This window comes from Thermoflexus hugenholtzii JAD2 (genome assembly GCF_900187885.1).
Classification (GTDB): Bacteria; Chloroflexota; Anaerolineae; order Thermoflexales; family Thermoflexaceae; genus Thermoflexus; species Thermoflexus hugenholtzii.
Window position 1 is genome coordinate 46,132 of the sequence record NZ_FYEK01000037.1, and the last position, 13,653, is coordinate 59,784.

Consider the following 13,653-nt stretch of genomic DNA (forward strand, 5'->3'; position numbering starts at 1 on the left):
GTTTTCTTCCCCGCCGACTGGTTCGTCGATCTGAACCGCCTGGATCCCCAAAACCGGTTCTTCGGGGGACGTCGGAGGGCCTCGACGGCTCCGCCTCTCCCACCCTCGCGTCCCCGCATCCTGATCACCCTGGGCAGCACCTTCACCGGGGATCCCGCCTTCTTCATCGGGGCGGCCCGCGCGGTGCAGGCCCTGGGCGGCGAGCCCCTCCTGGTCCTCGGGCGGAGCCCCTTCGCCCCCGGGCTTCGGGAGGCGGTGGCGCGGGCGCTTCCCGATCTCCCACTCTGGGATTGGGTGGACTACGCGGCTGTGTTCCCGGAGCTGGATCTGGTGATCCACCACGGGGGAATGGGGACCACCCATGCCGCTCTGGTTTACGGCATCCCCCAGCTGGTGGTCCCGCATGCGGGGGAACAGCATCTGCAGGCCCGTCGGGTGGAAGCCGCGGGAGTGGGGCTTTCCATGCGGCCCGCCGAGGCCACGCCCCAGCGATGGCAGGCGCTCATCGCCGCCCTGCTGCAGGAGCCCACCTTCCGGGATCGCGCACAGGTATGGGCGCAACGGATGGAGGCGGCCGGCGGCGTGGAGGAGGCCGCCGCGCAGCTGATCGAAAGCAGGGAGCCGTAGGGAGCTTCGGCCTCAGAGCCACCAGGTTGGAGGTCGAGATTCATTTCCACCGCTATCCCAGCCGGTGCGGGCCCCCGACCGCCCACCGGGGTCCAGATCAATCTTCTCCACGCCGATCGAAATCGGCCTTTCAGAGCGCTGCGCGCCGGGCGTCGGCCTTCGCCGGCGCAGACGATGTTTTTCGATCGGCGCAGGCCAACCGCGGGTCGAAGGCCTTCGCGCCGATTGAAATCGGCCTCCGGAGGCGCTTTCGCGCTGGGCGTCGGCCTCCGCCGACGCCAGGACACCTTTCCGGTCGGCGCAGGCCGACCATCGGCCGAAGGCCCTTGAGGCCGAATTCATTCGGCATGCAGGCCATCCGGCCGGAATTGCCCGCGCTTGACAAAATCCAGTCACCTCGACAAGGATGGCTATCGGTCCTTCCCGGACCCCCTATCATCCTCATAACTGGGAGACCGACCATGGCCGCTGAGATCGTATCTGCCATCCGACAGGCGGTGGAGGCCCGCCGGGAGGAGATCCTGCGCTTCTTCCTCGACATCGTGGCCATCCCCAGCTACGACGCTCAGATTCGGGCGGTTGGGGAGCGGGTCGCCGAGGAGATGCGCCGCCTGGGCTTCGAGGAGGTCCGCTTCGACGTCATGGGCAACCTCCTGGGCCGCATCGGCCACGGCCCCCGGATCTTGGTCTACGACAGCCACCTGGACACCGTGGGCATCGGGGACCCGGAGCAGTGGGCCTGGGATCCCTTCCGGGGACGGCTGGAGGGCGATCTCTTCTATGCCCGGGGGACCTGCGACGAGAAAGGATCCACCCCCGGCATGGTCTACGGGCTGGCCATCGCCCGGGACCTGGGCTTGCTAGAGGGATGGACGGTGTATTACTTCGGCAACATGGAGGAATGGTGCGACGGCCTGGCCCCCAACGTCTTTGTGGAGGTGGATCCGAAGATCCGCCCGGACGCGGTGGTGATCGGGGAGCCCACGGGCCTGCGGGTCTATCGGGGCCACCGCGGGCGGGTGGAGCTGAAGGTAATAGCCAAGGGACGCAGCGCCCACGCCGCCTCCAACTGGCTGGGGGACAACGCCATCTACAAGATGCTCCCGGTCATCGCCGGCATCCGCGACCTAGACCCCTGGCTGAAGTCGCACGAGTTCCTGGGGAAGGGCACGATCACCGTCACCATGATCGAAAGCCGCACGCCCTCTATCAACGCGGTCCCCGACGAATGCACCATCTACATCGACCGCCGGCTGACCTTTGGGGAGACCAAGGAGGAAGCCCTGGCCCAGGTGGAGTCCTGCATCCCGCCGGAGCATCGGGAGAGCATCCGCGTGGAGATCCTCCGCTATGAGGACCCCAGCTACACGGGCTTCCGGTATCCGGTGGAGAAATACTTCCCCGCCTGGGCCCTCGAGGAGTCCCACCCGCTGGTGCAGGCCGGGCAGGCGACCATCGAGGCCCTGTGGGGAGAGCGGCGGCCCACCGGGAAGTGGGATTTCTCCACCAACGGCACCTACTGGGCCGGGAAAGCCGGCATCCCCAGCATCGGCTTCGGCCCGGGGGATGAAACCTACGCCCATCGGGTGGATGAGCACATCTCCCTCAGCGAGGTGGTGGAAGCCACCGCCTTCTACGCCCTCTTCCCCTCTATGCTGTGGAACGCCCTGAGCGCCTCGCGGGGCGTGTGAACGCTCGATCTCATCATCAGGGAGGACGCCCATGCAGACCCATCTGCGCGGCCGTGATGTGATCAGCGACCTGGACCTCTCCGTGGAGGAGGTCCAGACGGTGTTGGACGTGGCCTTCGACCTCAAGATGAAGCAGGCCATGGGGATCCCGCATCGCTACCTGGAAGGGAAGACCATGGCCATGCTCTTTTTCTACAGCAGCACCCGCACCCGCGCCTCCTTCGAGGCGGGCCTGGCCCAGCTCGGCGGACACCCCGCCTTCATTGAATCCAAGACCACCCAGATCGCCCACGGGGACACCGCCAAGGAGATCGGGGAGATCTATGGGCGCTACTTCGACGCCATCGCCATCCGCCATGTGGACTGGGGGGTGGGCAACCGCTACATCACCGAGGTGGCCCGCTATAGCCGGGCGCCGGTCCTCAACATGCAATGCGACATCTACCACCCCTTCCAGATCTTGGCGGACCTGATGACCCTGGTGGAGAAGAAGGGACGGGACCTGCGGGGGAAGAAGATCGCCGTCACCTGGGCCTACGCGGCCAGCTACCAGAAGCCCCTCTCGGTCCCCCAGTCCCTGATCCTGCAGCTCACCCGCTTCGGGATGCACGTGGTCCTGGCCCATCCCCCCGAGTTCAAACTGATGCCGGACATCGTGGAGCAGGCGCGGGAGAACGCCCGACGCTTCGGCGGGGTTTTCGAGATCACTGACAGCATGGATGAGGCCTTCCGGGACGCCGACGCGGTCTACCCCAAGAGCTGGGGATGCTGGCTGACCACGGCCGATCCGGAGGAGAGCGCCCGCATCGCCCGCAAGTATCAGGACTGGATCGCCGACGAGCGACGGATGCAGCGGGCCCGCCCCGACGCCATCTACATGCACTGCCTGCCTGCCGACCGCGGCCTCGAAGTCACCGACGCCGTGATCGACGGCCCTCAATCCGTGGTCTACGATCAGGCGGAGAACCGCCTGCACGTCCAGAAGGCCGTGATGGCCCTGGTCATGCGCTGAGCCCAACCCCGGAGGTGCGGATGCGTCTGCAACCCGGACTGGCTGTCGTGGCCGTCGGCGGCAACTCCCTGATCAAGGGGCCGGACCGCATGACCGTCCCCGATCAGTATGAGGCCGCCCGCGAGACCATGGTGCACATCGCGGAGATGATCGCCCAGGGCTGGCAGGTGGTCATCACCCACGGCAACGGCCCTCAAGTGGGCTTCATCCTGCGGCGCAGCGAGCTCTCCCTCCACGAGCTCCACCCTGTCCCTCTCGACGCCGCGGACGCCGACACTCAGGGGGCCATCGGCTACATGTTCCAGAAGGCCCTTTACAACGAGTTCCGCCGTCGGGGGATGCGCCAGCTGGCGGTGACCGTGGTCACCCAGGTCCTGGTGGACCGGAACGATCCCGCCTTCCAGAACCCCACCAAGCCCATCGGCTCGTGGATGGATGAGGAGACCGCCCGTCGCCGGGCGGCAGAGCAGGGCTGGGTGGTGCGGGAGGACGCCGGCCGGGGGTGGCGGCGGGTGGTCCCCTCGCCCCGCCCCCGGCGCATCATCGAGCTGCCCGCCATCCGGGCGCTGCTGGAGGACGGCTTTGTCGTGATCGCCGTGGGCGGCGGCGGCATCCCGGTGGTGGAGGATGAGACGGGCAACCTGGTCGGCGTGGAGGCAGTCATCGACAAGGACCTGGCCAGCGCCCTCCTGGCCATCGAGCTGCGGGCGGACCTCTTCTTGATCTCAACGGCCGTGGAGAAGGTGGCCCTGGATTACGGGAAGCCCACCCAGCGCTGGCTGGACCGGCTGACAGCCTCGGAGGCCCGACGCTACCTGGCCGAGGGCCAGTTCCCGCCGGGCTCCATGGGGCCGAAGATCGAGGCCATCCTCCAGTATCTGGATCACGGGGGGAAAGCCGCCCTGATCACCGATCCGCCCCACATCCCCGCCGCCCTCCGGGGGGAGACCGGCACCTGGTTCGTCCCCGATTGAAACCCGCGCCCCAAGGGCGAGGGGGAGAGGACAGGGCGCCCGCCGGATTGGACATTTCCGAAGACTTCCATCGGGAGCGGGACGCATGCGGCTGAAAGGCAAAATCGCATTAATCACCGGGGCCAGCCGGGGGATCGGGCGGGCCATCGCCCGGGCTTACGTCCAGGAAGGAGCCGACCTCGCCCTTTGCGCCCGTGACGTCGAGGCCCTCGCCGACGCTGCTCGGGAAATCCGGGCCTTGCGGGAAGGAGCCCGGGTGCTCGCCCGCCCATGCGATGTCACCCGGCCGGACCAGGTGGCGGAGCTGATGGCTGCCATCACGGAGACCTTCGGCCGGCTGGACGTCCTGGTCAACAACGCCGCCATCCTGGGCCCCCGCCTCCCTATCGCCGAATACCCCCTGGAGGCCTGGCGGGAGGTCCTGGAGGTCAACGTCACCGGCGTGTTCCTGGTCACCCGGGCCGCCCTGCCCCTGCTTCGCCGCGCCGGTGGGGGCTCCATCATCAATCTCTCCTCCGGGGTCGGCCGCCGGGGGCGGGCGCGCTGGGGCGCCTACGCCGTCTCCAAAGGCGCCATCGAGATCCTCACCCAGATCCTGGCGGAAGAGCTGGCCTCTGAGGGCATCCGGGTGAACGCGGTGAACCCCGGCCCCACCCGCACCCGGATGCGCGCCCAGGCCTACCCAGAAGAGGATCCCCTCTCCCTCCCCACGCCGGAGGAGATCATCCCTCTCTTCGTTTACCTGGCCTCGGACGAGAGTCGGGATCTCACCGGCCAAAGCCTGGACGCCCGCTCCTTCCGATGGCCCGATCGATAAGGTATGAGCGCATCGGGCAGGGGCGACCCGTTGGGTCGCCCCTGCGGTCATACATGGGATCAGGGATCAAAGCCTCAGCGCTCTGACCCACTCCGCATCCGAGAAAACCGGAACACCCCGGTCGATCAGGCGCCGGCTTTCCCGGCCCCTCCTGTTCCTCGTATGATAGAGGCGGAGAACCTCGTCGGGGGACGCCCGTGTCGGAGAGGCGCTTTCAGCGGATCGGCCTGGTCTTCCATCCGCAACGACCCCACGCCCGCGGCCTGGCGGAGGCAGTGGCCGAGGTCCTGCGAGAAACCGGGCGGGAGCCGGTGTTGATCTCCTCAGAGGAACTGCGCAACGGGGCCCTGGTATCCGGCTGGGACCTCGCCCTCACCTTCGGAGGGGACGGCCTGCTGCTGCACGTGGCGCGCTACGCCGCCCCTGCGGGCGTGCCCCTGCTGGGGATCAACCTGGGCCGTGTCGGCTTCCTCACCGAAATCGAACCCGAGGAATGGGCGGAGCAGCTGCAGAAAGTATGGGAAGGGCGCTACTGGATCGAGCGCCGCCTCATGCTCACCGCCTATCAGATCCGCGAGGGCCAGCGCCGCGGGCCCTACCCCGCCCTCAACGACGTGGTGGTCGGCCGCATGGGCCTGGGACGGGTGGTGCGCATCCGCGCGGAGATCGATGGGCGCTACTTCACCACCTACATCGGCGACGGGCTGATCGTCGCCACGCCCACGGGCAGCACCGCCTATGCCCTGGCCGCCGGCGGCCCCATCCTCCCCCCCGAGCTGAAGAACATCGTCCTGGTCCCCATCGCTCCCCACCTCAGCCTGGATCGCGCCGTGGTGCTGGATGAGGGAGCCCGTGTCTCCCTCACCGTGCACACCGAAGGCAAAGCCGCCCTGACCGTGGATGGAATGGGGGATTACCCGCTGGAAGAAGGGGACCGGGTGGAGATCGCCGCTGCCCCCTTCAGCGCCTGCTTCCTCCGCCTGCGGGACCGCTCATATTTCTACCGCCTCCTCGCCGCCCGCCTGCGCCGCATGGTGGCCGACGAGGACGCCCGATAAGCCCAGCCCTGCACTGGGTTCCGGCGCGCGGATGGCTATCATCATGTTGAGGGAGCTTGACGCTAGACCTCATCCCCGAGACGGGGGCGTGCCGATGGCGCTGTCGCCGGAGGAACTGGGCTACTGGCTGGTCTTCCACCGGGTGATGGGCATCGGGCCGGCACGCTTCCGCGCGCTGCTCCAGCATTTCGGAGACCTGCGGGCGGCGTGGGAGGCCGATGAGAAGGCCTGGCAGGAGGCCGGCCTGGACCGGCGGACGATTCGAAACCTCCGGGAGGCCCGGGGGCGGCTGCGTCCGGAGGCGGAGCTGGAGCGGGTGCGCCGGGCGGGCGTGACCGTACTCACCTGGGCGGACCCGGATTACCCGCCTCTCCTGCGCCGCATCCCGGATCCCCCGCCGGTGCTCTTCCTGCGAGGGCAGCTCGCCGACGCCGATCGCTGGGCCGTGGCCATCGTGGGAACCCGTCAGCCGACGGGCTACGGGCGGGAGGCCGCCCAGTGGTTCGCCCGGGAGCTCGCCCGGGCCGGGGTCCCCATTGTGAGCGGCCTGGCCCGGGGGATCGACGCCATCGCCCATGAGGCGGCCCTGAAAGCGGGAGGGCGAACCCTGGCCGTGCTCCCCTGCGGGCTGGACCAGGTCTATCCGGCGGCGCACGCTCCGCTGGCCGCCCGCATCGTGGAGCAGGGCGCGCTGCTTTCCGAGCTCCCCCTGGGGGCGCGGGTGGAAGCGGGGAACTTCCCGGCCCGGAACCGGCTGATCAGCGGCCTGGCGGTGGGCGTGCTGGTGGTGGAGGCCGGCCCGACCAGCGGGGCGCTGATCACCGCCGCCCACGCCGCCGAGCAGGGCCGGGAGGTCTTCGCGATCCCGGGGAGCATCTTCTCCACAGCCAGCCAGGGGACCAATCGGCTGATCCGGGATGGAGCCACCCCGGTGACCTCCCCCCAGGAGCTCCTCGAAGCCCTCAACTGGTCGGTGACCGCCCGGCAAGCGGAGGTCCAGCTGCAGCTGCCCGCCGACCCGGTGGAGGCCCGCCTCCTCGAGCTACTCGGGCGGGAGCCCATGCACATCGATGAGATCGCCCGGGCCGCTGGTCTGTCTATTGCTCAGGTGAGCAGCGCCCTCACCGTGATGGAGATCAAGGGGATGGTCCGCCACCTCGGCGCCCAGCATTATATCCGGGGATGATCCCCCGCTTCGGCCCCCGGAAGCACTCTCTCGACTTTTAACCAGAAGGCACAAAGGGGAATCCTTCGCCTCTGATGATGCCCAGCCATCCTCGGGAAGTTTCCCCTGGATCTACTTCATCCTATTCAGAGACGCCTCTCGATCGCCTGACGTCCCAACTCGCGTCCAAGGGCTCGGCGCCTTGACAAGCATACTCCGAACTGTGTAGAATGACGTTAAACTTCCCCCTCCAGAGAGGGCCAGGGCGCTCTTCCCCATTGCTGGCGCACAACCGGAGGCGACATCCGGCCGGTGCGGTCAACCCGCATCCGCCGGATCAAATTATTTAGAGCGCTCGCTAAACTGGCAGGAAAGGAGGGAGCCATGTGCGGTCCACAGGTCTATGAGGCGATGGCGCGGGCCTGGAGCCGTCGGGACTTCCTCAAGATGCTGGGCGGCGCGATGGCGGCCGCCGTGCTTCCCTCCTCCGGCCCGACGGTCTGGCCCTGGCTGAGCGTGGAGATCCAGGGCGCGCGCGAAGGCGACCTCGTCTCCTTCACCCTCACCGTCCGCAACCTCACCGAGGAGACCATCTCCGACCTCTACGTCGCCGGCCACGTCCCCCGCAACGCGGATTTCATCGCCGCCACGGCCACCCCGGCCCGGGCCTGGTTCCGGGGCTTCGAGGCCGAAGGCGGAGACCTCCAGTCAGCCGTCTGGCTGGCCGAGGAGATCCCGCCCAAGGGCACCCTGGGGCCCTTCCGCTATCAGGTGGCGCCCCACCCGGCCGCCACCCTGGTGAGCGCCCACGGGTTCGTCTCCTGGCGGAAGCCCGCCTACGGAGAGGCGGCCTCCGCCCCCGTCGGGGTGATGGTGCGGACCGCCGTCCGCGTCTTCCAGCGCAAGGTCGACCTCACCTACGTGCAGAGCCCCAACTTCCCCATCTGGCCTGGGGCGCCTCGCCTTCAGATCGAGAACGTCTTCAACCACGCCCAGCACGGCTTCTACGCCAACCGCTGGCACATCTACGAGCACCACGGCACCCACATGGACGCCCCCGTCCACTTCGGGAAGAACGCCCTGACCATCGAGCGGCTCCCCGCGGAGGTCCTGGTCGCCCCGGCGGCGGTCATCGACATCCGCGACCGCGCCCGGCGCAATCCCGACGCCCAGCTCACCCCTGACGACATCCGGGCCTGGGAGCGGCGCTACGGGCGTCTTCCGGACGGCGCCGTGGTGTTCATGTGGAGCGGATGGGGAGCCCGGGTGGGCAACGAGGCCGCCTACCGCAACATGGACGCCCAGGGCGTGATGCACTTCCCGGGTTTCCATCCGGACACCGCCGAGTTCCTCCTGAAGGAGCGCAATATCGTGGGCATTGGGGTGGACACCCTGAGCTTGGACTACGGGGCGTCCACGGACTTCAAGACCCACTACACGATCCTCCCGGCCAACAAGTGGGGGCTGGAGAACGTCGCCAACCTGGGCCGCATTCCGCCTGCCGGGGCCATGGTCTTCGTCGGCGCCCTGCGCATCGAAGGCGCCTCGGGCGGCCCCGTCCGCCTGATCGCGGTGTGGTAGCGAGGTGTGGAAAGAAACGGGCAACCATCCCCGGCGGGGACGATCCCCGCCGCGGGGAATTTTTTCTAATAAGGAGGGCGACCATGGCGGTGAAGGAGATTGTGGCGGATATCCGCCACCTGAGCGGCGAGGTGTATTATCCTTCCCCCGAGGTCCTGGAGCGCGCCTACATCAAGGACTACCCCTCCCTCTACCAGCGTGCGATGCAGGACCTCGAGGCCTTCTGGGCCGAACGCGCCGAGGAGCTGGAGTGGTTCCGGAAATGGGACCGTGTCCTCGACGACAGCAACAAGCCCTTCTACAAGTGGTTCGTCGGCGGCAAGATCAACATCTGCTACAACGCCGTGGACCGCCACATGAAGACCTGGCGCAAGAACAAGGTGGCGCTCTACTGGGAGGCGGAGAACGGCGAGCGCCGGGTGCTGAGCTACTACGATCTCTACCGCGAGGTCAACCGCTTCGCCAACGTCCTGAAGGCCCTGGGGATCCGCAAAGGCGATCGGGTGACCATCTACATGCCCCGCATCCCGGAGCTGCCCATCGCCATGCTGGCCTGTGCCCGCATCGGGGCGATCCACAGCGTGGTCTTCGCCGGCTTCTCCGTGGAGGCCCTCCACACCCGCATCGAAGACTCCAAATCCCGCCTGGTGATCACCGCCGACGGCGGATACCTGAACGGGCGCATCGTGGAGACCAAGCGCACGGTGGATGAAGCCGTTCGGCGCTCCCCCTCCGTGGAGCACGTGCTGGTGGTCCGCCGCACCCGCCACGAGGTGCCCATGGAGCCCGGGCGGGATTACTTCTACGATGAGCTGGCCCGGCTGCCCTTCGCCCAGGGCGAATGCCCGGTGGAGGAAACCGACGCCGAGGACCCCCTCTACATCCTCTACACCTCCGGCACCACCGGCGCCCCCAAGGGCCAGGTCCACGTCCACGGCGGCTACGCGGTTTATATCTACACGACCATGAAGTGGGTCTTCGACATCAAAGATGAGGACATCTGGTGGTGCACGGCGGACCCCGGGTGGGTGACCGGGCACTCCTACATCGTCTACGCGCCGCTGATGCTGGGGGCCACCAGCGTGATGTATGAGGGGGCGCCGACGTATCCTTACCCGGATCGCTGGTGGAGCATCGTGGAGAAATACGGGGTGACCGTGCTGTACACCACCCCCACGGCCATCCGGGGGCTGATGCGCTTCGGGGATGAGTGGCCCAACCGGCGCCACCTCTCCTCCCTGCGCCTGCTGGGGACGGTGGGCGAGCCCATTAACCCGGAGGCCTGGCGCTGGTATTATCGGGTGATCGGCAAGGGGCGCTGCCCGATCATGGACACCTGGTGGATGACGGAGACGGGCGGCTTCATGATCACCCCCATGCCTTGTGTTCCCCTCAAGCCCGGCTCGGCCACCCTGCCCTTCCCGGGCATCCGGGCCGATGTGGTAGACGAGAACGGCAACCCCTGCCCGCCCGGCGTGGAGGGCTACCTGGTGATCCAGAACCCATGGCCCGGGATGAGCCGCACCCTCTACGGCGACCCCGATCGCTACGTGAAGACCTACTGGTCGAAATATCCCGGGTGGTTCTTCACCGGAGACTCGGCCCGGCGGGATGAGGATGGCTACTTCTACATCATCGGGCGGGTGGACGATGTGCTGAAGGTGAGCGGTTACCGGCTGGGCACGGCGGAGATCGAGTCGGCCCTGGTGGCCCACCCGGCGGTGGCCGAGGCCGCTGCCATCGGCCTGCCCCACGAAGTGAAGGGCGAGGGGATCCACTGCTACGTCATCCTCAAGGCCGGCTACACGCCCAGCGAGGCGCTGGCGGAGGAGCTACGCCAGCACGTGGCCCAGCTGATCGGCCCCATCGCCCGGCCCGAGGCCATCCACTTCGTGGACAAGCTCCCCAAGACCCGCTCGGGCAAGATCATGCGGCGGGTGCTGCGAGCCCGCGCCCTGGGCCTCCCTGAGGGCGACCTCTCCACGCTGGAGGAATGAGCAAGGCCTCCTGCGGCGGGATCCGGCCGGGGGCGCTCCTTGCGCCCCCGGCATCACGCGGTTCAGGAGGCCCCGGAGAACTGCGCCCACCACCGGGGCAGGGTTTCCCCCACCGGCCCGCGCCAGACCTCATCCGCCAGGGGCGTGAGGGCCGTGTCCTCGATGTTGAACTCGATCAGGCGGGCGCCGTGGGCGCGGGCCCATCGCGGGAGCGAGGCCGCCGGCTCCACAAGCCCGGAGGTCCCGATGATCAGGAAGATCTCTGCCTCCGCCGCGGCGCGGAAGGCCTGCGTCCATGCCGCCTTCGGAAGCGGCTCCCCGAACCACACCACGTCCGGCCGGGCCAGCGCCCCGCAAGCCGGGCAACGCGGCGGCAACTCCGGCAACGGCACCCGCCGATCCTCCCAGACCCGTCCCTCCCGGACGCACCGCATGCGCCACAGGCTGCCATGGAGCTCGATCACCCGGCGGCTGCCTGCTTGCGAATGGAGCCCATCCACGTTCTGGGTGATGAGGAGGAAATCCGGCAACACTTCCTCCATCGCGGCCAACGTCCGGTGCGCGGGGTTCGGTGTCGCCCGGGCAATGCACTCCCGGCGCCACGCATACCACTCCCATACCCGGATCGGATCCCGGGCGAAGGCCTCCGGGGAGGCCAGCTCTTCGGGCCGGTAACGCCTCCACAGCCCCTCCGGCCCTCGGAAGGTGGGAACGCCGCTCTCTGCGGAGACCCCGGCCCCGGTGAGGGCCACCACGCGCCGCCTCATCGCTCCCATCAATGCGGACGCTCCGCACCCCGAGTGCGGAGCACCGTCCACAACAGGTTCACGTTGCGGACCAGTACAACGAGCATCACCGCGAAAGCCGCGGCGAACCGCTCCGGGGGAACCTTCCAGACCCACAGGAGGAGAAGGCTCAGTGGGAAGGCCACGAGGCCCACGCTGGGCAGCCAGCGGAAGCGATAGGCAGCGAGGGCGCCCAGGACGTAAGCGGGCACCACCTCCCGGAAGGCCAGGACGAAGAGCGCTCCGGTAGCGGGCCCCAGGCCTCGGCCTCCGCGATCCCGTCGGACGACCTTATAAAAGGGCCAGCAATGGCCAACCACGGGGGCCACCGCCGCAGCGATCAGCCAGGGCAGGCTGAACCCGGCCCGCAGGGCGATGGCTGTGGGAAGAGCTCCCTTGCCCAGATCGAAGAGGATCGTGATCAGCCCGGGGAGAGGGCCTGCCAGCCGCCACGCCCCACCCCCGCCGGGGTTGTCCCGGAATTCGTGCGGGGTGCGCCCGGTCTTCCAGCGCACGAAGAATTCCGCTGGCAATACCGAGCCGAGGAGATACCCGGCTGCCACCAGCACCACCGGTTCCATCCCAATCCCCTCTATTCCCTGCCCCTTAGGCCCGCTTTTCGGCCAGGGATCCATTGTAGCGAAACCCGGGGTCGCCGCGAAGCACGAGGAGGAGAGCGAAAGAGATCCACGCCGGGATAGCGTGGTAAGGCATAACTGAGGAAGAGGCGTCGCCGGGCATGTGAGGGCAGGATCGACGCTTAAACCGGCTTCGAGGGCCAATCCACCCACCCATCCTGGACCACAACGATGGGCCAGCCCTCCCGGCGCAACCGTTCAATCGCCTCCCGCGCTCCCTCTGTGATCTCGCGCCCGGCCACCGCGGGCCAAGTCTCCCCCAGGGCCTTGCGGAGGATCTCCGCCCGCCGAACCGCCCGCTCCACATCTCCTCGATCGATAATCCAGGAGACCTCCAGGGCCAGGTGCATGGAACGCTGACGCCGCCTCCCCCGGATCACCCCATCCACCCGCCGGGCTTCCTCGTATTCCTCACGGGTGATGGATCGAGCCTTCAGGGCCTTCCTGAGCGCCTCCATCAGCTCGTCAAAGGTCAGCGCCCGCACCTTGTGGAAATCCGGTCCTCCGAAGTAAGCGGCTGCCCGTTCGCGATATCGCCGCTCCAGGCTTTCTTTCTTTAGGACAGACATATCGTCGGCGACAACCCGGCGGTGGACAACAAACGCCTCGCTCAAGCGCTGAAGCGACTCCTCCGTGCGACGCTGAGCTTCGGCCAGCTCCGCGAACCGACGATCCGTCTCCTCTCGATGAGCCACGAACGCCTCGCTCAGGCGCTGTAGCGATTCCTCCGTGCGACGCTGGACCTCCGTAAGCTCGGCGAAACGGCGATCCGTCTCCTCCCGATAGGTCAGGAACTCCTGACGGTGAGTCGCGAACGCCTCGCTCAGGCGCTGAAGCGACTCCTCCGTGCGACGCTGGGCCTCCGTAAGCTCGACGAAACGGCGATCCGTCTCCGCACGATGCTCCAGGAACTCCTGGCGGTGGGCTTCAAACGCCTCGCTCAGGCGCCGGAGGCTCTCCTCCGTGCGACGCTGAGCTTCGGCCAGCTCCGCAAACCGACGATCTGTCTCCGCCCGTTGCTGCAGGAACTCCTGACGGTGAGCAATGAACGCCTCATAATGCTGATGCTGCGCCTCTGCCAGGGCGCGGACTTCAGCGCTGAGCTCGGCAAAGCGTGCGTTGGTCTGGGCCTGGTAGGACGAGAACTCCTGACGGTAGGTGATGAAGGCCTCGGCCAGGTTGCGCACCGTCTCAATCAAGTTGTGGAGGACTTCGGTCAAGTTGCGGACGGCCGCGTTGAGCTCGGTGAGCTGCGCTTGGGTCTGGGCCTGGTGGGCCAGGAACTCCTGACGATGGGCAGTGAAAGCC

12 protein-coding genes are annotated in these 13,653 nt (G+C 67.9%); 9 read left to right on the forward strand and 3 right to left on the reverse strand.

Annotated features, from left to right (window positions below):
• The 9 genes from CFB18_RS10120 to acs all read left to right on the forward strand — a co-directional run.
• Positions 1–627 (forward strand): glycosyltransferase (locus CFB18_RS10120; RefSeq protein WP_268808074.1); only part of this gene is annotated, 627 nt, incomplete at its 5' end.
• 461 nt (positions 628–1,088) lie between these two features.
• Entirely contained in the window at positions 1,089–2,318 is a 1,230-nt protein-coding gene (locus tag CFB18_RS10125; RefSeq protein ID WP_088571692.1) for a YgeY family selenium metabolism-linked hydrolase, read from the forward strand.
• A gap of 31 nt (positions 2,319–2,349) precedes the next feature.
• Positions 2,350–3,330, forward strand: coding sequence for an ornithine carbamoyltransferase (locus tag CFB18_RS10130; RefSeq protein ID WP_088571693.1), 981 nt, complete (start codon positions 2,350–2,352; stop codon positions 3,328–3,330).
• A gap of 20 nt (positions 3,331–3,350) precedes the next feature.
• Positions 3,351–4,304, forward strand: a complete 954-nt coding sequence (gene arcC, locus CFB18_RS10135; RefSeq protein ID WP_088571694.1) for a carbamate kinase — start codon at positions 3,351–3,353, stop codon at positions 4,302–4,304.
• An 85-nt stretch (positions 4,305–4,389) separates the two neighbouring features.
• Positions 4,390–5,121: an SDR family NAD(P)-dependent oxidoreductase gene (locus tag CFB18_RS10140; RefSeq protein WP_088571695.1), complete on the forward strand. Its 732-nt coding sequence runs from the start codon at positions 4,390–4,392 to the stop codon at positions 5,119–5,121.
• A gap of 197 nt (positions 5,122–5,318) precedes the next feature.
• The gene (locus CFB18_RS10145; RefSeq protein WP_088571696.1) at positions 5,319–6,179 is read left to right on the forward strand and encodes an NAD(+)/NADH kinase; all 861 of its coding nucleotides are present in this window, start codon (positions 5,319–5,321) and stop codon (positions 6,177–6,179) included.
• A 94-nt stretch (positions 6,180–6,273) separates the two neighbouring features.
• Positions 6,274–7,365: a DNA-processing protein DprA gene (gene dprA, locus CFB18_RS10150; protein ID WP_088571697.1), complete on the forward strand. Its 1,092-nt coding sequence runs from the start codon at positions 6,274–6,276 to the stop codon at positions 7,363–7,365.
• Positions 7,366–7,728: 363 nt separating this feature from the next.
• A complete protein-coding gene (locus tag CFB18_RS10155; protein WP_088571698.1) occupies positions 7,729–8,925 on the forward strand; it encodes a cyclase family protein in 1,197 nt (398 codons plus the stop codon).
• Between the two features lie 83 nt (positions 8,926–9,008).
• Positions 9,009–10,922 (forward strand): acetate--CoA ligase, encoded by a 1,914-nt coding sequence (gene acs, locus CFB18_RS10160; protein ID WP_088571699.1) that lies wholly within the window; start codon positions 9,009–9,011, stop codon positions 10,920–10,922.
• Positions 10,923–10,984: 62 nt separating this feature from the next.
• Here acs and CFB18_RS10165 read toward each other — a convergent pair whose 3' ends face one another.
• From CFB18_RS10165 to CFB18_RS15335, 3 genes are all read right to left on the reverse strand, one after another.
• Positions 10,985–11,698 (reverse strand): SIR2 family NAD-dependent protein deacylase, encoded by a 714-nt coding sequence (locus CFB18_RS10165; RefSeq protein ID WP_200808166.1) that lies wholly within the window; start codon positions 11,696–11,698, stop codon positions 10,985–10,987.
• Positions 11,698–12,288 carry a glycerol-3-phosphate acyltransferase gene (locus tag CFB18_RS10170; RefSeq protein WP_159461694.1) on the reverse strand — a complete coding sequence of 197 codons (591 nt, stop codon included), beginning with the start codon at positions 12,286–12,288 and terminating at the stop codon, positions 11,698–11,700. The genes CFB18_RS10165 and CFB18_RS10170 overlap by 1 nt, the downstream gene beginning before the upstream one ends.
• Positions 12,289–12,467: 179 nt before the next feature.
• Positions 12,468–13,653: coiled-coil domain-containing protein (locus CFB18_RS15335; protein ID WP_088571701.1), on the reverse strand; the 1,186-nt coding region annotated here is incomplete at its 5' end.